The 26259-nt window shown below is 67.3% G+C and carries 27 protein-coding genes; 17 read left to right on the forward strand and 10 right to left on the reverse strand.

Translation table 11 applies throughout. The annotated features are described in order from the left end of the window. Positions 1–47 precede the first annotated feature (47 nt). Positions 48–368 (forward strand): DNA-binding protein, encoded by a 321-nt coding sequence (locus BM282_RS06925; protein ID WP_089878417.1) that lies wholly within the window; start codon positions 48–50, stop codon positions 366–368. Here BM282_RS06925 and BM282_RS06930 read toward each other — a convergent pair whose 3' ends face one another. Next, positions 369–1517 (reverse strand): acyl-CoA dehydrogenase, encoded by a 1149-nt coding sequence (locus BM282_RS06930; RefSeq protein ID WP_089879482.1) that lies wholly within the window; start codon positions 1515–1517, stop codon positions 369–371. 110 nt (positions 1518–1627) lie between these two features. Between BM282_RS06930 and BM282_RS06935 the strand changes: the two genes are divergently transcribed. From BM282_RS06935 to BM282_RS06945, 3 genes are all read left to right on the forward strand, one after another. Next, positions 1628–2698 (forward strand): phytoene/squalene synthase family protein, encoded by a 1071-nt coding sequence (locus tag BM282_RS06935; protein ID WP_089878420.1) that lies wholly within the window; start codon positions 1628–1630, stop codon positions 2696–2698. A gap of 117 nt (positions 2699–2815) precedes the next feature. Continuing rightward, positions 2816–3685, forward strand: a complete 870-nt coding sequence (locus BM282_RS06940) for a cytochrome c oxidase subunit 3 (RefSeq protein ID WP_089878423.1) — start codon at positions 2816–2818, stop codon at positions 3683–3685. Positions 3686–3748: 63 nt separating this feature from the next. Further along, the gene (locus BM282_RS06945; protein ID WP_089878426.1) at positions 3749–4324 is read left to right on the forward strand and encodes a DUF998 domain-containing protein; all 576 of its coding nucleotides are present in this window, start codon (positions 3749–3751) and stop codon (positions 4322–4324) included. On the opposite strand, the gene BM282_RS06950 is transcribed toward BM282_RS06945, so the two are convergent. After that, entirely contained in the window at positions 4305–5957 is a 1653-nt protein-coding gene (locus tag BM282_RS06950; protein WP_089878429.1) for a potassium channel family protein, read from the reverse strand. The genes BM282_RS06945 and BM282_RS06950 overlap by 20 nt on opposite strands. A 52-nt stretch (positions 5958–6009) precedes the next feature. Here BM282_RS06950 and BM282_RS06955 point away from each other — a divergent pair, with 52 nt between their 5' ends. The 3 genes from BM282_RS06955 (at position 6010) to BM282_RS06965 (ending at position 9167) form a co-directional block, all read left to right on the forward strand. Next, positions 6010–6339: a hypothetical protein gene (locus BM282_RS06955; RefSeq protein ID WP_089878431.1), complete on the forward strand. Its 330-nt coding sequence runs from the start codon at positions 6010–6012 to the stop codon at positions 6337–6339. Between the two features lie 63 nt (positions 6340–6402). After that, positions 6403–8850, forward strand: coding sequence for a penicillin acylase family protein (locus tag BM282_RS06960; RefSeq protein WP_089878433.1), 2448 nt, complete (start codon positions 6403–6405; stop codon positions 8848–8850). Next, positions 8850–9167: a hypothetical protein gene (locus BM282_RS06965; RefSeq protein ID WP_245758324.1), complete on the forward strand. Its 318-nt coding sequence runs from the start codon at positions 8850–8852 to the stop codon at positions 9165–9167. Before BM282_RS06960 ends, BM282_RS06965 begins: the two co-directional genes overlap by 1 nt. Here the strand turns inward: BM282_RS06965 and BM282_RS06970 are convergent. Continuing rightward, positions 9164–9934, reverse strand: coding sequence for a DUF547 domain-containing protein (locus tag BM282_RS06970; protein WP_089878438.1), 771 nt, complete (start codon positions 9932–9934; stop codon positions 9164–9166). The two genes, BM282_RS06965 and BM282_RS06970, sit on opposite strands and share 4 nt — an antisense overlap. 173 nt (positions 9935–10107) lie before the next feature. On the opposite strand from BM282_RS06970, the gene BM282_RS06975 reads away from it, so the two are divergent. Further along, the gene (locus tag BM282_RS06975; protein ID WP_089878441.1) at positions 10108–12258 is read left to right on the forward strand and encodes a DUF7527 domain-containing protein; all 2151 of its coding nucleotides are present in this window, start codon (positions 10108–10110) and stop codon (positions 12256–12258) included. 299 nt (positions 12259–12557) lie between these two features. On the opposite strand, the gene BM282_RS06980 is transcribed toward BM282_RS06975, so the two are convergent. Beyond that, complete coding sequence (locus tag BM282_RS06980) at positions 12558–12863, reverse strand: hypothetical protein (RefSeq protein WP_089878444.1); 306 nt, start codon at positions 12861–12863, stop codon at positions 12558–12560. Positions 12864–13181: 318 nt separating this feature from the next. Between BM282_RS06980 and BM282_RS06985 the strand changes: the two genes are divergently transcribed. Next, positions 13182–14519, forward strand: coding sequence for an adenylosuccinate synthase (locus BM282_RS06985; protein ID WP_089878447.1), 1338 nt, complete (start codon positions 13182–13184; stop codon positions 14517–14519). Positions 14520–14546: 27 nt separating this feature from the next. Here BM282_RS06985 and BM282_RS06990 read toward each other — a convergent pair whose 3' ends face one another. Next, a complete protein-coding gene (locus tag BM282_RS06990) occupies positions 14547–14915 on the reverse strand; it encodes a group I truncated hemoglobin (protein WP_089878450.1) in 369 nt (122 codons plus the stop codon). 111 nt (positions 14916–15026) lie between these two features. Between BM282_RS06990 and BM282_RS06995 the strand changes: the two genes are divergently transcribed. Beyond that, positions 15027–15215, forward strand: a complete 189-nt coding sequence (locus tag BM282_RS06995; protein WP_089878451.1) for a methytransferase partner Trm112 — start codon at positions 15027–15029, stop codon at positions 15213–15215. Between the two features lie 50 nt (positions 15216–15265). Then, complete coding sequence (locus BM282_RS07000) at positions 15266–15844, forward strand: DUF7524 family protein (protein ID WP_089878454.1); 579 nt, start codon at positions 15266–15268, stop codon at positions 15842–15844. Between the two features lie 17 nt (positions 15845–15861). On the opposite strand, the gene BM282_RS07005 is transcribed toward BM282_RS07000, so the two are convergent. The 3 genes from BM282_RS07005 to BM282_RS07015 all read right to left on the reverse strand — a co-directional run bounded on the left by BM282_RS07005 (position 15862) and on the right by BM282_RS07015 (position 20425). Next, positions 15862–16992, reverse strand: coding sequence for a DR2241 family protein (locus BM282_RS07005; protein ID WP_089878457.1), 1131 nt, complete (start codon positions 16990–16992; stop codon positions 15862–15864). After that, on the reverse strand, positions 16985–17860 hold the full coding sequence (locus BM282_RS07010; protein ID WP_089878460.1) for a CbiX/SirB N-terminal domain-containing protein: 876 nt from the start codon (positions 17858–17860) through the stop codon (positions 16985–16987). Before BM282_RS07010 ends, BM282_RS07005 begins: the two co-directional genes overlap by 8 nt. Positions 17861–17983: 123 nt before the next feature. Then, a complete protein-coding gene (locus tag BM282_RS07015; RefSeq protein ID WP_217642689.1) occupies positions 17984–20425 on the reverse strand; it encodes a S8 family serine peptidase in 2442 nt (813 codons plus the stop codon). A 219-nt stretch (positions 20426–20644) separates the two neighbouring features. On the opposite strand from BM282_RS07015, the gene BM282_RS07020 reads away from it, so the two are divergent. The 3 genes from BM282_RS07020 to cysS all read left to right on the forward strand — a co-directional run bounded on the left by BM282_RS07020 (position 20645) and on the right by cysS (position 22974). Beyond that, positions 20645–21148, forward strand: coding sequence for a DUF7523 family protein (locus BM282_RS07020; protein ID WP_089878462.1), 504 nt, complete (start codon positions 20645–20647; stop codon positions 21146–21148). A gap of 45 nt (positions 21149–21193) precedes the next feature. Continuing rightward, a complete protein-coding gene (locus BM282_RS07025; RefSeq protein ID WP_089878465.1) occupies positions 21194–21400 on the forward strand; it encodes a hypothetical protein in 207 nt (68 codons plus the stop codon). A gap of 86 nt (positions 21401–21486) precedes the next feature. Further along, on the forward strand, positions 21487–22974 hold the full coding sequence (gene cysS / locus BM282_RS07030) for a cysteine--tRNA ligase (protein WP_089878468.1): 1488 nt from the start codon (positions 21487–21489) through the stop codon (positions 22972–22974). Positions 22975–22991: 17 nt separating this feature from the next. Here cysS and BM282_RS07035 read toward each other — a convergent pair whose 3' ends face one another. After that, positions 22992–23279, reverse strand: coding sequence for a DUF357 domain-containing protein (locus BM282_RS07035; protein WP_089878471.1), 288 nt, complete (start codon positions 23277–23279; stop codon positions 22992–22994). An 88-nt stretch (positions 23280–23367) separates the two neighbouring features. Between BM282_RS07035 and BM282_RS07040 the strand changes: the two genes are divergently transcribed. The 3 genes from BM282_RS07040 to BM282_RS07050 all read left to right on the forward strand — a co-directional run bounded on the left by BM282_RS07040 (position 23368) and on the right by BM282_RS07050 (position 25334). Continuing rightward, on the forward strand, positions 23368–23802 hold the full coding sequence (locus BM282_RS07040) for a hypothetical protein (RefSeq protein ID WP_089878474.1): 435 nt from the start codon (positions 23368–23370) through the stop codon (positions 23800–23802). A 107-nt stretch (positions 23803–23909) separates the two neighbouring features. Next, positions 23910–24965 (forward strand): NAD(P)/FAD-dependent oxidoreductase, encoded by a 1056-nt coding sequence (locus tag BM282_RS07045; protein WP_089878477.1) that lies wholly within the window; start codon positions 23910–23912, stop codon positions 24963–24965. Positions 24966–25049: 84 nt separating this feature from the next. Continuing rightward, positions 25050–25334 carry a DUF7545 family protein gene (locus tag BM282_RS07050; RefSeq protein WP_089878479.1) on the forward strand — a complete coding sequence of 95 codons (285 nt, stop codon included), beginning with the start codon at positions 25050–25052 and terminating at the stop codon, positions 25332–25334. 45 nt (positions 25335–25379) lie between these two features. Here BM282_RS07050 and BM282_RS07055 read toward each other — a convergent pair whose 3' ends face one another. After that, positions 25380–26222, reverse strand: coding sequence for a ZIP family metal transporter (locus BM282_RS07055; protein WP_089878482.1), 843 nt, complete (start codon positions 26220–26222; stop codon positions 25380–25382). Between the last annotated feature and the right edge of the window lie 37 nt (positions 26223–26259).

Here is a 26259-nt window from a genome sequence, read left to right on the forward strand (position 1 = left end):
TCGCGCGGGAACGAAAGTGTCGTGTGTCCCTCGGCCGATGTCCACCCATGCCGTGGTTCCAGAGCGGACGTCGCCGCGACCTCTGCGCTATCCTCTACGACGCGGGCGAACTCCGTGGACAGAAACTGAAGACACGACTGGAGTCGTACTACGACGCCCGAATCGACCCGCAGTCGTTCTACGGAACGCTCGACGCACTCGTCTCGAAGGGACACCTCGAACGCCGCACGGAGGGCATCTACGACGTGTACGCGCTCACCGACTACGGGGCGGCGACGGTGGAGGCGTACCACGCGTGGCTTTCGGAACGCGTCCGGGATGGGACGGCGACGGAAGAACGGACGGTGACGGAAGAGCGAGACGACTGACTACTTCTCCGCGCGGAGTCGGTCGCCGATGGTGTTCCTGAGAATCTCGCTCGTGCCCTCGTATATCTCGTTGAGTTTGGCGTCGCGGTAGTAGCGCTCCGCGGGGAAGTCGCTGGTGTAGCCGTAGCCGCCGTGAATCTGTATCCCCTCGTTGGCGACTTCGCGGCTAATCTCCGAGGCGTACAACTTCGCCTGCGCGGCCTCCTTGATGTACGGTTCCCCGCGGATTTTCAGGTCGGCGGCCTTGTGCATGAGCAACGTGGCGGCCTGCACCTTCGTGTCCATGTCGGCGAGTTTGTGCTTGATAGCCTGGAACTCGGCGATGGGTTGGTCGAACTGCTCTCTGTCGTCGGCGTACTCCAAGGCGTCTTCGAGGGCCGCGCGCGCGATGCCGACGGACCGCGCCGCGATGGTGATTCGCCCGCCGTTGAGCGTCTTCAGGGCGTGGACGAACCCGCGCCCCTCCTCGCCGAGCAAGCGGTCCTCGGGGATGCGCATGTCGTCGAAGCGGAGTTCGGCCGTCGGACAGCCCTTGTCGCCGAGTTTGTGCTCCGTCCCCTCGACGACGAAGCCGTCGTCCTCCTCGGGGCGGACGACGAACGAGGAGATGCCCTTGTTACCCGCGTCGGGGTCCGTCTTCGCGAACAGCGTCACCGTGTCGGCGACGGAGCCGTTCGATATCCACAGTTTCCCGCCGTTGACGACGTACTCGTCGCCGTCTTTCGTCGCCGTCGTCGTCATCGCGGGGACGTCGCTGCCCGCGCCGGCCTCCGAGAGGGCGAACGCGCCGATGTCCTCGCCGGTGTTCAACGGCGTCAGGTACTCCTGCTTCTGTTCTTCGTTCCCGAACTCGTACAGCATGTTGCCCGCCAGCGAGGTGTGCGCGGCGACGACGGTGCCGAGGCCACCGGAGCCTCGCGAAATCTCTTCGAGGCCGATGGCGTACGAGTGGTAGTCCAGTCCCGCGCCGCCGTACTCCTCCGGGAACGGCATCCCCATGAGGCCGAGTTCGGCCATCTCCGACACCAGGTCCGCGGGGAACTCGTCCGTCTCGTCTATCTCCGCCGCACGGGGCCGAATCTCCTCGTCGACGAACTCGGCCACCATGTCGCGTATCTGTCTCTGCTCCGCGGAGAGCGCGAAATCCATACGAGAGTCTATCATCGTCGTTACTTTACGTTGTCTCTCCGGACCGGCCGAGAGCGACTGAATCCCCACGAAACTTTTTAGTCCCCATTCCGTAGGGAGTTACACTCCGAATGTCTCAGCAGGATGAACGTCCCCAGGTCGACCGAACTGACCTCGAATGGTGTCACGAGGCGGTTCAGGGGGTCTCTCGCACTTTCGCACTGACCGTGGACGTCCTCGACGAACCCATGTCGTCTTACATCTGCGTCGGCTACCTCGTCTGCCGAATCGCCGACACCGTCGAGGACGCCTCTCACATTCCGCCGTCGGCACAGGCGGATATCTTACGAACGTACGACGCCGTCTTGGCTCCCGACGACGACACCGCCGTCGAGGAGTTCGTGGCCGTCGTGGAGCCGCATCTCCCCGAGGAGATGAACGAAGACTGGCGCGTCGTCCGCGACTCGCCCCGCGTGATTCGCACGTTAGAGGGCCTCCCGGAGGACGTCCGCGAGGCGGTGACACCCCCCGCCCGCGAACTCGTCCAGGGGATGGCGCTGTTCGTCGACCGGTACGACGACACCGGCGGCCTGCGAATCCAGTCAGGCGACGAACTCGAAGAGTACTGCTACTACGCGGCGGGCACCGTCGGCAACCTCATCACGAACCTCGTCACCCGCGGCGACATCGCGGCGGAGCGTCGTCGGCGTCTGTACGACACGGCCGAACAGTTCGGTCTGTTGCTCCAACTCGTCAACATCTCGAAGGACGTCTACGACGACTACACCGCCGAGAACAACGTCTACCTCCCGGCGGAGTGGCTGAACGAAGAGGGCGTCCCGCAGGACGAAGTCGTCGCCCCCGAACACGAGGAGGCGGCGTCGTCCGTCGTCCGCCGCACCGCGGAACATGCCTCGTCGTTCCTCGACGACGCGCAGACGTATCTGGAGACGGTGCCCACCACCGACGGCAACACCCTCGCGGCGTGGGCGGTGCCGTTCCTCCTCTCGGTGGGGACGCTCAGAGAACTCCTCGCGCGGCCGGAGGACGCCCTCTCGAAGACAGGCGTGAAGGTGTCCCGACAGGAGGTGTTCGCCGTCGTCTCGGAGATGTCCGGCGACGCCGGGCGCGACGCACTCGCGGAGATGCGCGAACAGATAGCGGCCGAACCGTACCACCGCGTGCCGACGCGGGCGGACTGACGTTCGGACGGCGACGGCATCCCCCCGGACGGCGACGGCACTTCTCCCGGTCGCACGTCCGCCGACCCCCACCGCGACTTGGGAGGATTTTTAGTAGTTCGCTGGCTAGTCCCGCCTATGGGTACCGAAGAAGCACACGACGACCACGGGCACCACCTCCCCGCCGTCGAGGACTGGCCTCGCGGGTTCGGTGAGGCGAGTTGGTGGCCGTTCGTCACCGCAATCGGCGCGGCAGGAATCTACGCCGGTGCGGGTCTCTACATCCTCAGTCGCGGGGACAACGCAATCGTCGGTTCGCTGGTTGGACCTGCCGCGTTCGTCGCGAGTATCGGCATCTTCCTCGCCGGCCTGTACGGGTGGGTCTACCACGCGTTCGTGAGCCACTTCTGGTCGCGCGACGCCTCGGAGAAGGGCGCGAACAAACTCCGCTGGGGAATGGTCGCGTTCCTCGGGTCCGAACTCGGCACGTTCGGCGCACTGTTCGGGTACTACTTCTACATCAGAGCGGGCGACTGGTCCGAGGTGCTGGTCGGCGTCCCCGAGTTGACGGGGTCGCTCGTCCTCATCAACACCGCCATCCTGATCGTCTCGTCCGTCACGCTCCACTGGGCGCACGGTGCGATTCGAAATAACGACCGGAAGAAGTTCCTCGGCTGGCTCGCAGCCACCTTGCTCCTCGGTGTCATCTTCATCGGCGGGCAGGTGTACGAGTACTACGAGTTCATCATCCACGAGGAGTTCACCCTCGTCTCGGGACTGTTCGGGTCGGCGTTCTACGGCCTGACGGGCCTGCACGGCCTGCACGTCAGTCTCGGCGCGGTCCTCCTCGGTATCGTCTTCGTCCGCGCACTCGCCGGACAGTACTCCGCGGAACGTCACGTCTCCGTCAGTACGGCGTCGATGTACTGGCACTTCGTGGACGTGGTGTGGGTGTTCCTCGTCGTCGTCCTCTACGTCGGCGCGGAGATCGGCACCGGCGCGTTCTAACCGCGTCGACCGCCGGCGCACCGCGACCCCGAAACTTTCGTTCTCCCGGGACGACGCTCCACCGTGACTGCTCAGTCTCTTCGCCGCGTCTCCCGCCTCGCCGGCCCGGTCGGTGCCGTCTTCGCGCTCTCGGCCATCCTCGTCGCCACCGCCGTCTCGGCGACGTTCTCGTGGGCCGAGAGCGCGCTCTCGGACCTCGGCGTCGCGCCCGCGACGGCACTCCTCTTCAACGGTGGTCTCGCCGTCGGCGGCCTCGTCGCTCTCGGCTACTCGCTCGCGCTCTGGACGGCCGACCGCGCCGTCGCCGTCTGCTACACGCTCTGCGCGGTGGCGATGATTCTCGTGGGCGTCTTCCCCTCCGACACCGCGGCGCACTACCCCGCGGCCGTCTCGTTCTTCCTCCTGCTCACGCTGACGCTCGGCGTCGACGGCGTGCGTCGCCGCGAGACGACGACCGGACGCGTCTCGTTCGTCCTCGCCGCCGTCTCCCTCGCGGCGTGGCCGCTCTGGTGGACGCTCGACGTCGGGTCGGGAATCGCCGTTCCGGAGTTCGTCGGCGCGGTGTCGCTCGCGGTGTGGGTGGTCGGACTCTCGCCCGTCGCGCCGCTTCGGACGCGGGTCAGCCGCAGACGGCGTTGAACTCGTTGATGTCGTCGTCGGTCCCGGCGACGACGAGGGTGTCGTCGGTCCGGACAACGAACTCCGGGCCGATCTCCGTGAGGAGGTCGCCGTCGCGTTCGACGGCGATGACCGTGCAGTTCGTCCGCGCGCGCACGTCCGCCTCGGCCAGCGTCTGCCCCGCTAGCTGCGGGGCGGACGTCCGCACGATTTCGACCTGCGACTGCGGGGCGATGACCTCCTCTTCGGTGAGGTTCGACGCGAGGATACGCCCGCTGACCGTCGAGAGCGCGAGGACGTACTCCGCGCCCGCCCGGTAGAGTTTCGCGATGTTCTCGGCGTCGTTCGCGCGGGCGATGACCTCCGTCTCGGGGGACACCTGCTTGACGACGAGCGTCGCGAAGATGGCCGTCGTGTCGTCGTCGAGTGCGAGGACGATGCTCTGCGCCTCGTGGATATCCGCCGAGAGAAGCGTCTGTCTGTCCGTCACGTCGCCGACGACGTCCACGCCCGGCATCTCGCGTTCGTCGACGACGACGCTCGGGACGTTGCCGGAGACGAGGGCGTCCGCCGCCGTCGCCCCGACTTCGCCGTAACCCGCGATGACGACGTTCCCGCGGCTGAACCGCCGCGTCTCCGAGCGCGTGAGCGCGTTCAGACGCTCCAGTTGCCGTTCGCGACCGGTGACGAGGAGGATGGTGTGTTCGTCGACGACGGCGTCGGGGTCCGGCGGCGTGACGAACTCGCCGCGGAACCACGCGCCGATGATGTTCACGCCGGTCCGGCGGCCGATGTCGCTCTCGGCGATGGTGTCGCCTTCGAGCGCGGACCCGCGCTGGACCAGCATCTCGGCCACCTCGAAGTCGTCCCCTATCTCGACGGCGTCGTCGATGTCCGAGGCGATGGGCGAGGCGGCTTTCCGCGCGAGGCTCTCGCCGAGGATGCGCCGCGGCGAGACGACTTCGTCCGCGCCCGCGTAGCGGTGGTAGTCCGAGAGCGTCGCGTCTTCGATGAGGCTGATGACGCGCAGGTCGGGGGCGGCCTGCTTGGCCGAGAGGATGATGGAGGCGTTCGTCTCGTCGTCGTCGTCTGCGACGAGCGCTATCGCCGCCGCCGCGTTCGCGTCTTCGAGCGTGTCCACCGACTCGGGGTTGCCGTGGACCACCTCGTAGCCGTCCGCCGACAGGCGTTGGGCCGTCGCGCGGTCCTCCTCGACGACGACGTACGGCACGTCGCGCGACTCCAGTTCCTCGACGAGGGTGTCGCCGCGGGAGGTGAACGTGCAGACGATGACGTGACCCGTTCGGTCCGTCGTCGTCGGCGGCGCGGTTCGGAGCGCCTCCTCGACCAACGGGACGAGAAACAGCGGGAGGGTGAGAAAGATGACCGTGACGCCCGACAGCATCATCGGAATCGTGATGAGTTTCATCGCGTCGGTCGTCCACTGCGAGGCGTCCTCGCCGTACCCCGTCGTCGTGAACGTCTCGACGACGACGTGTAAGGCCTCGACGAACGTCACGGGGCGTCCCTCGAACGTCGCCATCCCCCACTGATAGAGGAGCGCGTACGAGAGCATCAGCACCGCCACCGCAGAGAGATACAGCAGGAGGCGTCGCTTGGCACCCGACAGCGTCTCAGAGGGGCCGTCGACCATACCCGGCCGGTAGAACCCGGGGGGCTAAAACCCCATCATCCCTCCGTCCGGTATGGGCCGTCGTCGTGACGCAGTCGCGGCACTCGCCGTGCTCGTCCCCACCGTCGCCGTCGTCGTCGCTCTCGACGCGCCCGTGACGCCGTTCGCCGTCGCCGTCGGTGCACTCGGCGCGCTCGCCCTCGAAGCGCTCCTGTCGCTCCGTGCGGCCCGCGTACGGGCCGTGTGGGACCGTCCGCGGGTCCAACTCGCCTCGGTCGCCGTCGGACTCCTCGGCGTCGCCGTCGCCGTCGCCCTCGTCGGTTCCGTCGCGGCCACCGTCCTCGCCGCCGGACTCGCCGCGTATCTGCTGTTCCTCGCGGTGCTCACGTCGCTCGGTCGCTGAGTCGTCACGCGGAAACGGACAACTGTCGCAATGGTTATTCACCGTTGACACCTCGGTACGGGAATGAACACCGCTCTCAGAGCCGTCGTGGCCGTCGGGTGCGCCGCCGCCGTCGTCGCCTCGACGGTTCTCGGCGGGTCGTACCTCGGACTCGCCGCCCCGTTCTCCGGCGACGCGTTCGACAGCGTCCAGCAGGGCCCGGCCACGGGTGCAGAACGCGTCGCGAGTCCGTACGGGACGGCGACGGTCCGCTACGACGACTACGGCGTCCCGCACGTCGACGCCGAGAACGAGGAGGCGCTGTACTACGCCGTCGGCTACGTTCAGGCGCGGGACAGACTGTTCCAGATGGACCTCCAGCGCCGCCTCGTCGGCGGCACCCTCTCGGCGGCGTTCGGCGAACGGGCCGTCGAGTCGGACCGCTTCTACCGACAGATGGACTTCCAGACGGCCGCGGCGGCGTCGTGGGCGGAGTTGCGGCGGACCGAGGCGGGCCCACACCTCGAAGCGTACACCGCCGGCGTGAATCGCTACGTCGACGCCGGAGCGCATCCGCCGGAGTTCGCCCTCCTCGGCTACGAACCGACGCGCTGGCACCCGACAGATACGCTCCTCGTCGGCAAACTCATCTCCTGGCGGCTCTCCGGTAACTTCGCCGACCTCCGCCGAGCGACGGTTCGGTCCCGACTCGGCCCCGAGGCGACGGCCGAACTCTACCCGGACGCGTTGGCGCACGACGTCCCGGTGGTCAGAGGCGAGTCGGACGCCGACCCGTTCGACGCCGAAGCCGTCGCGGTGAACGCACGGGACGGGGCGGCCGACGGTGACTCGGCTGGCGACTTCGCGGCGCTCTACGAGGCTCTCGAACCGTTCGAGACGGAGCAGGGCATCGGGTCGAACAACTGGGTGTTGTCGGGCGCGGCGACGGCGACGGGCAGGCCGATGCTCGCGAACGACCCGCACCTCTCGCTGACCGTCCCGTCCGTCTGGTACGAGATGCACACCAGCGTCGGCGGCGGCGTCGCGGACGACTCGACGAACGCGCGCGGCGTCACCTTCCCCGGCGTCCCGTTCGTCATCATCGGCCGGACGACCGACGTGGCGTGGGGCGTCACGAACGTCGGCGGCGACTTCACCGACGCCTACACCTACGAGACGCGGGACGGGCAGTACCTGTACGACGGCGAGTACCGCGACTACGACACGAAGACCGAGACCATCTCCGTCGCCGGCGCGCCCGACGTGACCGTCGAGGTGCGAAAGACGGTCCACGGCCCCGTCGTCGAACGCGAGGGTCGGGAGGTCGCCATCGCCTGGCCCGGGTTCTCCGCGACGAACGAATCGCTCGGCGTCTACCGACTGAACCGCGCGGAGACGATGGCCGACGTTCGCGACGCCCTCCGCATCTGGGACGTGCCTGCGCAGAACTTCGTCGCGGCGACGCGAGACGGCCGGACGCTGTACTACCCCGCCGGACGCTATCCGCTCAGGGTGACGGACGGCGACGTCGTCCGCGGCGACCGGATATTCGACGGTTCGGCGGGCGAGGGCGAGTGGCCGGGCTACACGCCGTACGGCACCTCCTCGTGGTCGGGGTTCGTCCCGTTCGAGTCGATTCCGCACGTCGACGACCCGGCGGTGCTCGCCTCCGCGAACCAGCGAACGATAGACGACCCGCCGTTCTACGTCGGAACGAGTGCGACTTACGCGGAACCGTACCGCGGCGCGCGCATCTACGACCGACTCGACGCCGTCGCCGACGCCGGGGCGACGGCGGACGACATGCAGACGCTCCAGCGAGACGCGGCGTCGCGGGCGGGCGCGTCGTTCGCGCGAATCGCACGCACCGCCGACGGTCTCTCGCCCGAGGCCCGGGAACTCGTCGCCGAACTCGACCGCTGGGACGGCGAGATGCGCGCCGACAGTCGGGGAGCGCTCGTCGCCCGTCTGTTCAGAGCCGAGTTCGTGAACGCGACGTTCGGCGACGAGTTCGGTGCCGTCGGACTGGACGACTCGTACCACCCGACCCCCTACGTGACCGAGACGCTCCCCGCGGACGCGCGGTGGTTCGACGACGTGCGAACGGCGGAGACGGAGACGCGCGCCGACGCGGCGGCGACGGCGATGGAACGGGTCGCCGAGCGAATCGACCAGGACGGAGACGAGACGTACGGCGACGTGAACCGACTCGACCTGGCCCACCCGTTCGACCGCGCGTTCTTGAACTGGCCGGAGCGACCGATGGACGGGTCGGCGTACACCGTCTCGAACTACCGCGCGGGCGACAGTCCCGTCGGGAGCAGTTGGCGGATGGTCGTCGCGTTCGGCGAGACGGCCGACGAGGACGTTTCGCTCGGCGTGATTCCGGGCGGCCAGAGCGGCGTCTTCTGGTCGCCGCACTACCACGACCAACTCGACGAGTGGGCGACGGGCGCGTACAAGCCGATGTCGCTGGACGCGCCGACGGGTCCCCCGGACATCGTCTTCGGGACCGAGGAGGCGTCGACGTGATGGACGCGGTCCGGACGGGGCGCTACGCCGAACTGGCTCTCCTCGCCGTGTTCGTCGTCGGACTCCTCGCCGGCAGCGTCCACTGGACGGGCATCGTCGCCGCGGGCGTTCTCGTCGGTGTCGTCTCGTCTTCGGTCACCCGAGCGTTCGTCCTCGGCCTCACCTTCTCGTTCGTCCTCGTCGCCGCGTTCGCCGCGTGGTTGGCGTGGAACGGCGCGCTCGGCGTCTGGGTCGAGGCGGGACCGGTTCCGCTCCTCACACTCGTCGCGGCGTTGCTCGCACCCGTCGCAGCGGTCGGGACCCGGGCGCTGGGTTAGTCGGACGACTCGGGCGAATCGGAGTCCCCGCCGCGGCGGTCCGTCGCGTACTCGCCGAGCGACAGCGACCAGTCGTAGCCGTGGTAGCGAAGTTTCGGCGAGGCGTCCTCGGGTACCCGGTCGTACCGTCGGAGAATCTCTCTGATACCCGCTCCGCCGCCGAAGTCGCCCCGGTACCACAGAAACAGTCGCGGGACGCGGGCGACGCCGGCGCCGGCGTCGTAGTCGACGGCCGACCGGAGGTAGCCCTCCGTCGCCCAGTCGAGGTCACGGTCTATCGTCTCGGGGCCGTACACCGCGATGGGCGGGCAACTCGCCGCGCCGCAGTTCAGCGCGAAGTGAACCCGGAAGTCGCGTTCGTCCACGCGGTTCGCGCGCTCGAACCCGTCGGGGAACGGCCGCGGGAGGTCGCCCAGTCCCCACGAGAGCATCGACCGTCGGAGGATGCCGTGTTCGACGTCGTCGAGACTGAGTAGGCGGCCCGCGACGGGAACCTGGTCGCGGCGGAAGAACCGGGTCCGCCGGTCGAACGCCTCCGGACGCTCGGTGAGACGCTCCTGCACGACGGCGTTGTAGACGTTCAGCCAGAACGCCGTCCGGTGGGCGTCGTCGGGGAGGCATCGCGAGAGCGTCGCGGGGTCGATAGCGGAGAGTCGTTCGCGCGCGTCGGTCGCGGCGGCTCCGTCGCCGGTGCGGACCGCGAGGAGGTACCGCGCCGACAGCGACGCGGGGTCGACGGAGGGCGAGGAGAACGACGGAGCGTACACGCGCGTCGGTTAGAACGACAGTCGATTAAACCGACTGGGCGTGTGCGCGTCAGACGCACGTCACGCTTCGGGCCGTTCGACGCCCGTTCTGACTATATTCTGACCGTTTCTGAGGTGAAACGAGGGTGTTTCTCCGGAAAGTATTTGATGCGGATTCTGTGATATACCGCCAAATGGATAGTCAGATTATCGACGCGGTAACTGGGTGGGAGACGGTCCCCGTCTCCGCGGGGTACGAGGGACTCCACCAACTCGCCGACGATGGGTTCTCCGGGGCCGTCTCGTCGGGGACGACGTGGGCGTTCGTCCTCAACGGGCGGTTCATCGGTGTCTTCGAGGGAGACATCGAGTCGTTCGACGGCGCGGAGTTGACGGCCTACCGCGCGCCCGACCCGGCGCTCTCGCTTCTGTACACGATGCAAGAGACCGGCGGCGAGACGCGCGCGAGTTACTACACGAACAACACGCCGCTGGCCGACGCCGACGAGACGCTCTCGTCCGGGGGGTTCACCGGCTACGTCGAACTGTCGGAGAACGTTCTCTCGGGGGATTACTACGTCGTCTACTACGGCGGCAAGTCGATGAGCGCGGCGTTCGTCGGCAGCAGCGAGCGTCTCGTCACGGGCGACGACGCGTTCGAACGGGCCAACGACGAGGTGGGAATCTACGAGGTCAAAGAGGCCGACATCTCCATCGTCGACCTGCCCGAACTCGCCTCGGACGACGAACCAGCGTCGGTCGCGGCCGACGAGGCGGCGGACGACGCGTCCGACGTGGCGGACGACCCCACACCCGAGACGGCCGCGGACGAACGCGAAGACGAGGCGGCGGCAGACTCGGCGTCCGCCGAGACGCCCGCGCCGGAGGCGTCCGAGGCCGGCGAGGACCCGGTCCGACCGGACCCCGACGCCGACGCCGGCGACGAGGACCCCCGCGACGCCGACCCGGCGGAGGCGGAGACGCCCGACCCGACGACCGCCGACGGCGACGCCCCGGCGGCAGACTCGGCGTCCCCCACCGAACCGACCGCATCGACCGAGGCGTCGAACGCGCAGGCGCAGTCCGACGCACTCGCCGACCCGCAGTCCGAGGCCGCGGCCGCGACCGCGACCGAGAAGACCGGCGACGACCCGTTCTCCGCGGAAGAGAAGTGGCGCGAGGCGCGGTCGATTCCGTCGCTCGACCCGAGCGAGTCCAGCACGCAGAACGGCGAATCGGGCGTCGGAGCGCCGACCGCACAGAAACAGCGAGACAAGCCGTCGAAGCGGCAGCAGAAACGGCGAAAGCAGCGCCAGGAAGCCCAAGAGCGTCGACGACGGGAAGAGCAACGGGCGAAGCGTCGCCGCGAGGAAGCCGCCGCCGCCGCGGAAGAGACGGCGAAGGAGGCGTCCGAGTCGGCCGAGGCCGTCGCGGAACTCCGCGACCAACTGGACGAGGCGGAGTCGCGGCGCGACGAACTCGCGAGCGAACGCGACGAACTGGAGGCCGAACGCGACGAGTTCCGTGACCGCGCCGAGCAACTGGAGGCGCGCGTCGAGACGCTGGAAACGGAGATAGACCGCTTGGAGTCGCAGTTGGAGGCGGCGAACGGCGGTTTCGTCGCCGAGGAGTCGATGTCGCCGCAGAACGCCCTCTCGGGGACGAACCTGTTCGTCCGCTACCAGCGGAAGGGGCAGGCGACGCTGGAACACGCCCACGACGGGCAGGCCTCCCGACAGGAGGTCATCGACAACCTCCGACTCGAACACCACACGACGTTCGACACCGAGGGACTCGCCGTCGAGGACAGACCGTACGAGGAGTTCCTCCACGACAGCACGGAGTACGGCTTCGCGAAGTGGGTCGTCACCGACCTCCTGTACGAAATCGGCGAGACGGGGAACCGAAACGCGCTGGCGGACCTGTTCGACGCCCTCCCCCGAATCGACCGCATCGAACTGCACGGCGTGGTGGGGTTCCAGACCGAAGAGGGGGTCGAAGACCGGGCGTTCGACGTCATCTTCCGCGACCAGATGGGTGACGCCCTGTTCGTCGCCGACATGAACACCTCGCGCAACGCCGCCACCGAGGCGATGGTCGCCTCACTCGTCGGCAACGCCCGCGCGGTGGCCGAGAGCGACGACGCGTTGGCGACGGCGTTCTACGTCACGGAGTCGTTCTTCGAACCCGAAGCGCTGGAGAAAGTCGCCGAGGAGACCGGCGGCGGCTTCCTCTCCCGTTCGAAGCGGAAGTCGTTCGTGAAACTCTCGCGGAAACAGGGCTTCCACGTCTGTCTCGTCGAGGCGCGGAACAACGAGTTCCACGTCAACGTCCCGGACCTCTGAGCGGCGCGGCGTTTCGACCGACGGTCCGGACCGCCGGACCACGCTTTCTCAGCCCGAAGCGAAGACAGTCGACTCCTCGTGCGTGCTCGCTCGGAACGAGTGCGTACCGAATCGCGTCGCCGTCGCCGTTGCTGTCGCTGTCGCGCAGAACGTAGATGATGTGAGGAGGGTCACCGCGTGGTCAGTCCGGAGTCCGCCTGCCGCGAGAGGAGGCCGGTCCCGGTCTCGTCGAAGAGAGAAGACGAGTCGGCCTCGGTATCACTGGCGCGGCGGTACGACGCGGGACCGTCGGGCGAGTCTCAGTTCTCGATCTCGGCCGCTTCTTCGATCTTCATCGTCTCCAGTTTCTCGACGATTTCGTCGAGTTTCTCGTCGAGTTCGTCGACGAACTCTTCGGTGCGCTCGGTCGTGATCGCACCCTGACTGGAGGGCTCGATGAGGTTCTCTTCTTCGAGAACGCGGAGAGAGTAGCGGACCTTGTGGTGTGGGTAGCCGGTCTCGTTGGACATCTTCACGATTCCGATCGGTTCGCTCTCGATGACCATCTTCAGCACCTGCAAGTGCCGCTCCAGCATATCCACTTCCTTCTCAAGTCGGTCTATCATGCCATTTGTTAACTCGTCTTTGCAGCTTTTAAATGTTACTCTCCGTCGGGGACGTTCGAAGAGAAATCGCGTCTCGCTGCACGTCCTCGAACGCCCGCTCACAGACGCCGCAGCGTGAGCGAGCAATCTGGTGTAGACGCGCTGTGGCTGCCGTAGGCTTGCGCACACTGGCTCATAACCGTTTGGGTAGGGTACTCGTATCGTGGATGCACGTCGGTGGGTAGCACCTCGACTCCGACACCGATTCGTTGCACGACTGTGCGTATCTGACGGTCGCGTACCGTAATCGGTTTGAAGCCTGCCACAGAACCGCCGAGTATGACCGTCACAATCGTCGGTTCCCAGTTGGGAGACGAGGGCAAGGGTGCGCTCGTCGACCTATGGGGAGGCGACGCCGACGTCGTCGCCCGCTATCAGGGCGGAGACAACGCAGGCCACACCGTCGTCGAAGACGGCGAGGAGTACAAGCTCTCTCTCGTTCCGAGCGGGGCCGTCCGCGACAAGGTCGGTGTGCTCGGAAACGGCTGTGTCATCAACCCGAACACGCTGTTCTCGGAGATAGATACGCTCCGCGAGCGCGGACTCGACCCCGACGTGCGACTCGCCCGTCGCGCACACGTCATCATGCCGTACCACCGCCGTCTCGACAACGTCGAGGAGGAGGCGAAGGCGGATTCGGACGAGGAACTCGTCGTCGGAACCACCGGGCGCGGCATCGGTCCGACCTACGAGGACAAAGCCGGCCGGCGCGGCATCCGCGTCGGCGACCTGTTGGACCCCGAGGTGCTCCGACAGCGACTCGAGTACGCCGTCCCGCAAAAGCGCGCGCTCATCGAGGACGTGTACGGCCTCGAAGCGGGCGAGGAGTGCGACGTCGAGAAACTCGTCGAGGAGTACACAGAAATCGGTCGTCGCCTCGCCGAGGACGACATGACCGTCAACTGCGGCGACTTCCTCGCGCGACGGCGCGAGGCCGGCGAGAACGTGATGTTCGAGGGCGCACAGGGGACGCTCATCGACATCGACCACGGAAGCTACCCGTACGTCACCTCCTCGAACCCGACGGCCGGCGGGGCGGCGACGGGCACCGGCGTCGGACCGAGCGTCGTCGGCCGGGGGGAAGTCGTCGGCATCGTCAAGTCGTACCTCTCGCGCGTCGGCGAGGGGCCGATGCCGACCGAACTGAAAGACGACGACAGAGAGGAGGAACTCGCGGACTTCATCCGCGAGAAGGGCGGCGAGTTCGGAACCGTCACCGGTCGCCCCCGCCGCATCGGATGGCTCGACATCCCGATGCTCCGCCACGCCGCCCGTGTCAGCGGGTTCACCGGCATCGCCGTCAACCACCTCGACGTCCTCGCCGGTCTGGACGAAGTGAAGGTGGGTCACTCCTACGAGTTGGACGGCGAGGAACTGCTGACGATGCCCGCGACGACCGAGCGCTGGGCGAAGTGCGAACCCAACCTCCGCGAGTTCGACCCGTGGCCGGAAGTCGACTGGTCGTCGGTCGCCGAGGACGGCTACGACGCCGTCCCCGAGAACGCGCGCGAGTATCTCGACTACGTCTCCGGCGAGATGGACGTCCCCATCTACGCCGTCGGCGTCGGGCCGGACCGCGCGGAGACGGTCGAACTCGCGAACCCGTTCGAGCAGTAACGCGCGGGCGTCACCGCGGACGGCGCGTCACCCGTCGTTACTCACGATATCGCTTCGGTACGCTTCGACGGCGTCGACGACCGCCGCCCGGTCTTCTTTCGGAACCTCGAACTCGCCGAGAGCGTCGTCGAGATGCGTCTCGATGGCGTCGTAGTCCTCGTGGTCGATGTCGAGGTGCGCGTGGGCGCGGTCCATCTCCGCTCCGTCGTAGTCCACCGGGCCGCCGGTGACCGCGGCCAGAAACTGCGTCTGGTGGGCCCGTTGTGCCGCCATGTCCACGTCCTCGAAGAACGGCCGGAGTCGGTCGTCCGCGAGGACGCGGTCGTAGAACTCGTCGACGACGGCGGCGATGGCGTCTCGTCCGCCGAGTCGTCGGTAGAGCGTGGTCTCCGACATGCGTTTCGCTGTCGTCGGACGGAGGACAAAAACGTCGGTGGCGATTCTCGATTCGCGGGACGCGGCGGTGAACCCGTAGTCTTTTGTCGCATCGAAGCCCAACAGCCGAGTATGAAAGAGTCTCTGATGGACATCCTCTGTGACCCACTCGACAAGAGCGACCTCGAACTCGAAGTGACCGATCGCGACGGTGACGAGATAATCACCGGTCGCCTCGTCGGCACCGTCACGGGCGAGGAGTACCCCATCGAGGACGGCATCCCGAACCTCCTGCCGCCGGACATGCGAGACGACGAGTAGGCCCGCACGGACCTGAACGCTTTTCAGTCGTCGTGTCGACTCACACAGACGTGACTGGGTCGTTGGAAGTCGAACTGAACGGGGACGGACTCCACTCCGTCGAGGCGCCGCCATCGTTCTCGGCCACCGGCGCGTTCGACATCGTGTTGGAGAACGTCGGGCAGGCGGTCCACGTCCACGTCCACCTCGACGACGAACTGTCGACCGCCGCGAGTATCGACACCGGAAACCACTACGTGACGGGGGGTGACGTGCAACGGGTCCACGTCCGAACCGCGTCGCTCTCTGAACCCGTCTCCGGGCGACTGAAGATAGTCACCGGGTACGGCGCCGAGACGGCGTACGTCACCGTCAGAATCGAACCGGCGGCCGAGAAGAAACCGGGAATCGACGTCGACGAGACGCTGAGTCGCCCGCCGAAACGGGAACCGGAACCCAGCATCGGCGAGCAACTCGCCGACCTCCTCCCTTCGCAGACGGTCCTCCCCGCCGTCGCACTGGGCCTCCTCGTCTTGGTCGTCGCCGGCGTCGTCGTCACCGTCGTTCAGAACACCGTCGTCGTCCTCACCGTCGGCGCCATCCTCGGCGCCGTCGCCGTCGCGGCCGCGTTCGTCCTGCGAGAGGCCTGAGAGCCGGTGCGAACGCCTTACTCGTCGTCTTCTCCGCCGTCCCCGTCCTCCGCGGCGTCCGTCGGCGTCCCCGACAGGTTCCCGTCCTCGTCGAATCGCTTCGCGCGGAGGAACCGCGTCCGGTAGCGGTTTGCGCCCTCGTAGATGTCCGCCTCGCGGATGTCGTCGACGCGGCCGTCGGCGACGGCGTCGATTATCGCTTCGACTTGTTCTTTCTCCGACGGCGTGAGGTCGAACTCGTACGTCCGCGACTGTTCGCCTTCCAGTCGCGTCCACTTGCGCGAGGCGGCGATGACCACGGAACACGGCTCTCGACAGGGGAACGCGCCGTCGCCGCCGTCCACGTCGAGTTCGGTGTTCTCGTCGTACTGCCACTCGCGCCGCTTCAGACACTGCGAGTCGTCACAGCAGGCCTCGGCGACCCAGTTCACGTGTTCGTGTCCCTCGCCGCGGTTCCACGTCTTGACGACGCCGTAGATGCCCGTCTGTCGCTCGATGGTCTCCTCCCAGTGGCTCACGTCGAGTTCGCCCTCGCGTTCGAGGTTCCAGTTGGCGACGGTCGCCGGGTAGAACGTGTCGACCGTCTCCACGAGGTCACGCCCGTCCAGCGCCGGAAACACCCAGCCGTCGACGAGCGTCGGTGCCGTCTTGAGCGGTCGGTAGCGACCCCGTTCGTCGGACGTGGCTAGCTCTCTGGCGTTCAGCGGGTCCGTGTACTCGTCGAGTTCGGCGGCGTCGACAGCCTCGTCGGCCTCGTGTCTGACCTCGTAGCGTCGGTCGCCGTCGTCGCCGAGCGTGGCCGTGATTCGGAGTTGCCCCCACTCGGTGTGCATCCCGTCTCGCAGTTCGTCGTACCGACGGCCGACCGAGAACTCGTCTGCGGCCTCCAGTTTCCGGAGAAACGCCCGGCGGTGACGGCCCCGGTGGCCGACGACTTCCTCCCAGTAGTACCAGTTCGTCACGTACGGGGCGGCGTCGGCGGCCGCCTCGTGGAGTCCCGCCTCCGAGAGGCCGTCGTGGCTGCCGTCGGGCGTCTCGAACGCGTAGCTGTCGTCCTCGCGGGCGACGTACAGACCGTCGAAGTCGACCGGTTCCTCCTCGACGCGGCGGACCAGCGACTCGAACTGCTCTGCCCGCACGTCAGTCACCCGCCGTCGGCGTCTCGCGGGTCTGTTCGCGCACTCGTTCCACCGCCGCCCCGACGTCCGCGCCCGCCTCGGCCGCGCGTTCGAGGACGACGTCGGCCATCAGCCCCTCCGTGCCGACGGCCCCGGCGTACCAGATTCGGTGACCGTCGACGACGGTGGGGACGTCGTAGCCGGTTCGGTAGTCGTCGGTGAGGCCCATGTCCTCCGGGATGTCCTCTTGGGTGTGGAAGCCGTCGGCGATGAACAGGGGGACGACGACGACGTCCTCGGAGTCGAAGTGGTCGGTCACGTCGTCCACTTCCGGTTCCTCGTCCATGTAGAGCGCACGCACCTCGTCGAACCGGTCCATCTCCCGGATGCGGTCGGCGTGGTACTCGATGGCCTTCGCGGAGTTCTCGTTGCGTTCGGTGCCGTGGCCGACGACGGCGAAGCCGAACCCCTCGCCGACGTCCGGGTCGCCGGTCACCGTCTCCGCGCGGCGAACGAGGACGTCGGTCATCGACTCGTGCGTGCCGACGGGGCCGCAGTAGTGGACGACCTGACCGGTGTCCGTCGCCGTCAGCGTCGCCGTGTCGGCGCTCAGGCCGTCTGAGTCCCACTCGGAGACGTCCCAGCCGTCGAGACGGAGTTCGCGGGGGATGACCTGTTCGGTGAAGTAGCCCTCGCTGATGAACAGGGGGACGACGAACACTTCGTCGGACTCGACGGTCCGAAGCACCTCGCGGAGCGAGGGCTCTTCCTTCCAGTACCCCGTCTTCACCTCGTCGAACGCTCCCGTCGCGCGGATGGTGTCCGCGTGACGCTGAGTCGGCGAACTCGAATCCGGGTTCAAGTGCGACCCGTGCGCCACGATGACCAGCGCTTGCATGGTCGTACGTACGCGAGAACGGCCTTAGTGACTTCGCATTACGGAAAAGAATCTTGCCGATTTCCGGCGTCGAGTTCGAATCGAGCCAGCGAAAAAACCGTCCGCGGCGTCGGTTCGTCGGTCTCAGCCGAGGTGACGACGGTAGACGGAGCCGTCGATACCGAGCGTGAACAGGTCGAGGTCGCCGTCGCCCTGTGAACTCGCGAGGTGCTTACGCACCGGGCCGCCCACGCGTTCGAGTCCGCCCCAGCCGTCGGCCTGCGTCCACGTGCGGTGGTAGAGGCTCCGGTTCGGCATCGTGACGAACAGGTCGAGGCCGTCGGGCGCGCGCGACGCGAGACTCATCTCGACGGCGCGGCCGGCGACGTACTCCCAGTTGCCCCAGCCACCGCCGGTGGTGAGCGTCCGACGGTACAGCCGCCTGTTCGACGCCTCTATCATCAGGTCGACCGTGTCGTCGTCGCGGGCGGCGACGGCCATCTGCTGGACGGGTCCGTAGACGGCCTCCCAGTTGCCCCAGCCACCGGACGCGGTCCACGGACGGCGGTAGACGTGGTCGTTCCCGTAGTGGATGAACAGGTCGAAGCGGTCCGTGCCGCGCGGCACGGCGATGGCGTCGTACACCGGACCGACGATGCGGTCCCAGTTGCCCCAGCCACCCGACTCGGTCCACGGGCGGCGATAGAGCGTGCCGTTGCCCGTGATGGTGAAGAAGTCGAGGCTGTCGGCGGACCGAGAGAGCGCCGAACTCTTCAGGACCGGGCCGACGACGCGCGTCCAACTTCCCCACTGGCCGCCCTTGCGCGCCCGGTGGTAGACGTGCTGGTTGCTCGCCGTGACGAACATGTCGAACCCGTCCGTGCCTCGGGTCGTCGCCGTCACGTCGAACGCCGGCTTGTAGAGCCGTTCCCAGCGGCTCCACCGCTCTTTCACCGCGTCGTAGGCCGCCTTGGCCTGCAGGATGCCGGACCCGGAGTGCTGGTCGTGCCCGGACGGACCGATGTCTTTCGCCGTCTGCTTCATCGCCGCCTTCGCCGCGTCCTGGTCCATCGCGGGGTTCGCCTGCTTCATCAGAGCGAGGACGCCCGCGGTGATGGGCGTCGCGGCGGACGTTCCGCTGTCGCTGTTGAAGTAACCCTCGAAGTGCGTGATGCCGCAGATGTCGGGCTTCTCGGCCGAGAGCGCGGCGGGGCCTTGACTGCTGTAGCCGACGAACTGCTCGTCTTTGTTCACCGCGCCGACGGTGATGACCTTCGGGTGGCCGTTCGCGCCCCAGATGCTGCGGCCCGGTCCGTTGTCGGACCCGCACCGGCCGTCGGGGCACGTCGCACCGCAGTTGCCCGCGGCGAAGGTGACGAGGATGCCCTCGTCGATGGCTTCGACCACTTTCCGGGTGACCGGGTGGTTCGGGTTGCGCGCGTAGTCGGCGTCCCACGACTCCTGGAAGATGCCGTTCGAGAACGTCAGGATGTCGGGGTCACCGGTCTGCTGGTGCTTCGTGATGGCCCAGTGGATGCCCGCCAGCATCGCGGACAGATAGCCGCCGGACGAACCCGCGACGCGGATGTCGTAGAGTTCGGTGTCGGGGGCCATCCCGCGGACGTCGGTGGCGCACATCTCGCCGTGTCCGCTCCAGTGGGCGACCTGTCCCCAGTTGGACGGGTAGCCGTCGGTGACGTTGTCGAACGCGCCACCGCTGACGCGTCCGCTCGCTCTGATTCCGCCGTCGACGACGCCGACGACGATTCCCTGACCGGTGATTCCCTCGTCGTGGATGGCGTCCACGCCGAGGTACGCCGCGACGTCCTGAATCGTCCCTTTCGCCGTCCCCGGCGAACAGTCACACGACCCGATGGGGCAGGAACTGGCGTCCTCGCTCATCGGTTGGACCTGCGCTTCGTCGTGTTCGACGAGTTTCTGTCCCGGAACGGCTTCGACGGCGAGTTCGGGCGACTCCGCCGCATCGGCCGACGCTACCGCACCGCTTGCGGCCGCCGTCTCGTCGTCTCTGTCTTCGAGTTCCGGCGCGGACATCGGCGCGATTCGCGAGTCCTTCCGGACGCTCAGGACGTTCGGTCGCGACTTCAGTTCGTCCAGTTTTTCGCGGTCCACCTCGCCGCAGAGGACGACTATCTGTTCGGTTCCGGCGTCGATGTCCGCCGCGAGTTGGTCCTCGGAGGCGGAGATGGGTATCACGCCGTAGTCGGGGTTCAACTCGAACCCCGTCGACGCGAGCGACGTCTCAGCCATCGCCATGTCTGCGTCGACGTCGAGCGGAAGTTTCACTTCGACGAGGACGCGCTCTTTGCCGCCGTCACCGTCTATCTCGCCGCTCTCTTCGCCGAGATGTCCCCCCGGCAGTTCGTCGACCGTCTCGACGTCCACCTCGGCGTGCGGCGGTGCGTCCGCTCCGCCCATCTTTCCGGCGTCGAACTCCTCGGCGTCCGGTAGTTCGTCGAGTTCTTCGGGCGTACTGTCTCCCCCCGGCGGGACGTCGGAGATTTCCGCTCCCTCGCTCGCGCTCACTCGCCACTCTTCGGGGTCGTCCGTCTCTTTCTGGTACATGTTTACCAACCCTCCCGGCGACTCTTCGCGACGAAGAGACCGCTAGTAAACATATGTATTTAATATTATATAAATAATTCTAGCAAATAGGAGACGTTCACGAGCGCGTGCTTCTACTCCGTTTTCACGATTCGACAGATTATCGCTCTCGATTGACATTTTGGCAGTTCGCCGGAGAGACCCGAACGATTTTCGCCGTCGGCGGACCAGAGTCGAGCCATGTCACTCGCCGCCGAGACGCGAGACGCCGTCAGAGCGCGACCGTACCTGCTGTCAGCACTTCGGACGGGTGTCGTCAACTACGCGGCCGCCGCGGAGACGCTCGACGTCGACGGGGACGCCGATTCGGTCGCGACGGCGCTCAGACGCTTCGCGGAGGACCTGCCGCCCGTCGAACTCGAACGCCGAGACGTAACCGTGCGGATGCGAAGCGGCGTCGGGATGGCGGGCGAGGACGTCGATGCCGGGACGGACGACGAACCCGTCCTCGCCGTCGGCGGCGTCTCACTCGTTGCCGCCGGGGGGGCGTTGACCGCACTCGTCGCCACCGGCGAGGTGGACGCGCACTCGCTCGCCGTCGTCTGCGACCGACTCGCCGCGGAGAACGTCGTCGTCGACGCCGCGGGCGTCGCCGGGGACGAACTGGTGGTCGTCGTCCCGCGGCGACAGGGCGCGACGGCGCTTCGTCACGTGGAGTCCGTCTTCGAGTCGCTCCCGGCGTGAGTTGCGGGCGACACGTTCTCGTGGTTCGGTCCCGTCCGTGTCCACATGTCCACGACCATCGAGACGCCCGACGCCGAGGAGCGCTGTGCGTACTGCGACTCGCGAATCTTCGACCACGACCCCATCTGCGTGCGCGACTGCGACGCCGACTGCGGTTCGCCGACGTACTTCTGTAACTACGCCTGTCTGTCGGCGCACGTCGACAGCGAGGGACTGACGACCGGTGCGTCGTGCGAGTGGTCGCCCGAGTGACCCGGGCCGACGACGAGTCCGACCGGTCGCGCGTCGGACCGACCGTTCCGACGGGTTGAAACCCGACGACGGAGTATCCGACGGCGATGACGCTGTCCGTGACCAACACCCTGACGGGAGAACGCGAGGAGTTCGAACCACAGGACGACGACGACGTGTTGCTCTACGTCTGCGGACTGACGGTCTCGGACGACGCCCACCTCGGCCACGCCCGCCTCTGGATGCACGCCGACGTGATGCACCGGTGGCTGGAACACGAGGGCTACACCGTCCACCACGTCGAGAACTTCACCGACGTGAACGAGAAGATAGCCGCGCGCATCGGCGAGGACGACGTCGGCGACACCGAACCCGAGGTGGCCAAACACTTCGTGGACCACGTCGTCCGAGACATGCGCGGGCTGAACCTCAAGCGCGCGGAGGTGTATCCCCGCGTCTCCGAACACGTCCCGCAGATAATCGACCTCATCGAGACGCTGGTGGCGAAGGGCTACGCCTACGAGTCGAACGGGTCAGTGTACTTCGACGTGACCGCCTTCGAGGAGTACGGCAAGCTCTCGAACCAACGGATCGACGAGATAGAGGCGCAGGGCGAGACGGACGAACGCGCCGAGAAGCGCCACCCCGCCGACTTCGCCCTCTGGAAGGCCGGTGCCGTCTCCCCCGAGGCGATAGCCGAACACCGCCACGACGGACTGGACGCCGTCGACGAACCGTGCGGGCAGACGTGGGAGTCGCCGTGGGGCGAGGGTCGCCCCGGATGGCACATCGAGTGCTCGGCGATGTCGATGACGCACCTCGGCGACACCATCGATATCCACGTCGGCGGGCGCGATTTGGTGTTCCCGCACCACGAGAACGAGGTGGCGCAGAGCGAGGCGGCGACGGGCCAGACGTTCGCGCGCTACTGGCTCCACGTCGGCCTCCTCCAGATGGAAGACGACAAGATGTCCTCCAGTCTGGGTAACTTCTTCACCGTCTCGGACGCCTTAGACGAGTTCGGCGTCGACGTGATTCGGACGTTCTACCTCTCGACCGGTTACGGCGCCGAACAGACGTTCAGCGACGAGGCGATGGCCGAAGCCGAAGAGCGCTGGGACCGCCTCGAACGCGCCTACGAGACGGCCGTGGACGCGTGCGACGGCCCGGACGCGTACGCCTCCGTCGAATCCGCGGCGCTCAGAGACGCCGTCGAGACGGCGCGCGCGCAGTTCCGCGAGGCGATGAACGACGACTTCAACGTCCGCGAGGCGATGGCCGCGCTCATCGAACTCGCGCGGGCCGTCAACACGCACGTCGGCGACGCGTCGGCGTACGACTATCGCGGCCTCCGAGAAGCCGTCGAGACGTTCGAGGAACTCGGCGGCGACGTGTTCGGACTCGGCTTCGGCGACCGAGACGAGGGCGGCGACGTGACCATCGCAGAGGACCTCGTCGAACTGCTACTGGAGGTTCGCGAGGCCGAACGCACGGACGGGAACTACGACCGAGCGGACGAGATTCGCGACGAACTCGCGGAACTCGGCGTCGAGGTGGGCGACTCCGCGGACGGTCCGACGTATCGGTTCGAGTAGCGAACTGCTCGTCCTCCTCACTCCATCGTGAACAGGTGGGTGTCGTCGGGCACGGTGAACAGGCCCATCCTGACGCCGGCGTCCAACCACCCGTAGCCGTAGGAGTACGACGCGAGCGCGTTCACCGGGTCGTCGTTCTCGCGGAAGTGTCGGCCGTCTTCCAAGTACGAGACGGCCATCTCCTCTATCTCCGCGGCGGCGCCGCCGAGTGGCGTCTCGGCCGGAACGGCGACAGCCGCCTCTTCGAGGGCGTCCGCGAGCATCCGTCCGTAGCGGTCCGTCTTCTCGTCTAAGTCCGCGGGCATACCCTCACGTCTGCGACCCGGGGGTATGAACGCGTCCCTCCGTTCCGTCTGACGGAGACTTATGTCGCTCCCGAGAGAAGTCACGGCTATGCGTCTGCGCCCTCCAGTTCGGTCGATAGCCGTCGGTGACGACGTCCGCGCGACCGGTCGGTACGTCGCACTCGCTGTCGCGCTTCTCCCGGCGGTTCTCCTCGCGTGTGAACTCCTGTTCTCGCAGCAAACCGGCGACGCGATGACGTTCCCGTCGTCGCTCACCGCCCTCGTCGTCGGCGGGTCGTCGCTCGCCGCGTACCGGACGCGCGGCGTCGCCGCACCGCTCTCCTTCGGGGTGTTCCCGCCGCTCGGACTCGCGGCGTTCTTCGGCCTCGGACTCCCGCAGGGACCCATCGGCGAGCAACTGGCCGCCGTCGCGGCCGGCCCGACGCTCGGATTCGGCCTCGCCATCGCCGGGTTCGGGTGGCTGTTCGGCACGACGGCGCGGCATCTCCTCGCCTCGATGTCGCCGCCGGCCGACCCGGCCTGACGTTTCGTGCGAAGTGCTATCTATCGCCGTGAGAAGCGCTCACGATGCCGACGGCAATCGTGCACGACAGCGGAACCTAAAAGGGTCGGTCTAGCGAACGTGGGGGTATGAGCGAGGACGCTTTCGTCGAACACCGAAAACTCATCATCGCTGGGTCTGGTATCTCCGGCCTCTCGGCCGCCATCTACGCCGCCCGGTCGAACAACGAACCGCTCGTGTTCGAGGGCGACGAACCCGGCGGGCAGTTGACGCTGACGACCGAGGTGGACAACTATCCGGGCTTCCCCGAAGGTATCTCCGGCCCCGAACTCATCCAGAACATGAAGACGCAGGCCGAACGGTTCGGCGCGGAGGTAGACCACGGCATCGTCGAGTCCGTCGAGGCGGACGAGCGACCGTTCACGGTGACGATGAAGAACGGCGACGTCTACACCGCAGACGCCATCATCGCCGCCTCGGGCGCGTCCGCCCGGACGCTCGGCATCCCCGGCGAGGACGACCTGATGGGCTACGGTCTCTCGACGTGTGCGACCTGTGACGGCGCGTTCTTCCGCGACGAGAAGATTCTCGTCGTCGGCGGCGGCGACGCCGCGATGGAGGAGGCCAACTTCCTCACGAAGTTCGCCTCGACGGTGTACATCGCGCACCGCCGCGAGGAGTTCCGCGCGGAGGACTACTGGATCGACCGCGTGATGGAGAAAGTCGACGACGGCGAGATAGAACTCCTGCTCAACACCGAGGTGACGGAACTCCACGGGTCGCCCGAGGAGGGCGTCGACCACGTGACGATGGTCCGCCATCCCGACGGCCACCCGACGGACAAACTCGACGACCCCGAGACGGAGACGTTCGACTTCGACTGCGGCGCGGTGTTCTACGCCATCGGTCACACGCCGAACGCCGACTACCTCGAAGGGACGGGCGTCGAACGCGACGCCGACGGCTACGTCGTCGCGAAGGGTGGGAAGGGGGCCAACCAGACGGCCACGGACGTCCCCGGCATCTTCGCCGCCGGCGACGTCGTGGACTTCCACTACCAGCAGGCGGCGACGGCGGGCGGCGACGGCGTGAAGGCCGCCCTCGACGCCGACGACTACCTCGAAGAACTCGAACGCGAAGAGCGAGCAGAGCCCGAACCCGCGGCGGCCGAATCCGACGACTGACGTCGCGTTTCGACGCCGTTCTCTCCGTCTCGCCTCGTTGCCAGATTCCCACAGACCCTTAAGTAGAGAGGACCCAGTGAGGCTATGGTCGAAACCGAGACCTACACCATCGAAGGACCGGACGGAGACGTCGAAGAGGTCGAACTCCCGGAGGGACTCGTCGACGTGTTCACAGAACAGGGCGAGGAGGCGACGAACGTCGTCGGTGACCTCGTCGTGCAGTCGTTCGCACAGCAGGCGCACGTCGCCGTCCACCACGCCGAGGGCGACACGCCGGCGGACCTCGCGGAACTCAACGAGAAGATGGAAGAACTGTTCGAAGAACGGTTCGGCCTCTCGCTCTCGGACGCGATGGGTCACAGTCACTAACGACGCACGCCCGTCGCCGTGCCGTCTTCTCGCGACTCGACCGACTCACACGAACAGCAACGGCACCATCGCGACGACGCCGCCGACGACGCCCGCGAGGAGTTCCGGGCGGCCGCCGCTGGGGAGTTCCGCGCCGCGTTCGAGCGCTTCGGGGATGAACTCCGTGAGAACGAGGTATATCATCGCTCCGGCGGCGAAGCCGAATCCGACGGGGAGGAACTCGCGGGCGAGGCGCACGAAGTAGAACGCGACGACGGCGCCGATGGGTTGCGGGAGACTGGAGAACACCGACCACCAGACGAGTCGCCAGTTCGAGACGCCCATCGCGCGCAGGGGGATAGAGATGGCGACGCCCTCGGGGACGTTGTGGATGGAGATGGCGACGGTCATGAACACCGCGAGGAGGGGGACGGCGACGCCGAACAGGCGGAGTCCGCCCTCCAATCCGAGGTCCGCGAACGCGACGCCGACGGCGACGCCCTCGGGGAAACTGTGGACGGTGAGGACGCCGAGGATGAGGAGGAGTTTCCGGAAGTCGGCCTCCTCGTAGCGCTTCGGGTCCACCTCCGCGCCGTCGATGACGCGGTGGGCGACGACGACGAGGGCGACGCCGGCGAGGAGGCCGACGCCGAGGAGGAGAAGCGTCCGCGCGGGCACCGCCGTCGCCGACACTCCCGAGAGCGACACGCTGACGTACTCGGCGAGCGCCTCCAACACGAGTCCGAAGACGGACGCCGACAGCATGATGCCCGACGCGAGACCCCACAGTGCGACGTTCCAACGGTCGCTCACCTCCTTGACGAAGAAGAACGGGAGCGCACCGAGTCCCGTCGCCAAGGCGGTGACGAGTCCGGCGACGAAGACGAAGAGGAAACTCCCGACAGACATACCGACCGTTGGCTCCCGACGCGGATAAACGTACCAT

The sequence above is a fragment of the Halogeometricum limi genome (assembly GCF_900115785.1).
In the GTDB taxonomy this organism is placed as follows: domain Archaea; phylum Halobacteriota; class Halobacteria; order Halobacteriales; family Haloferacaceae; genus Halogeometricum; species Halogeometricum limi.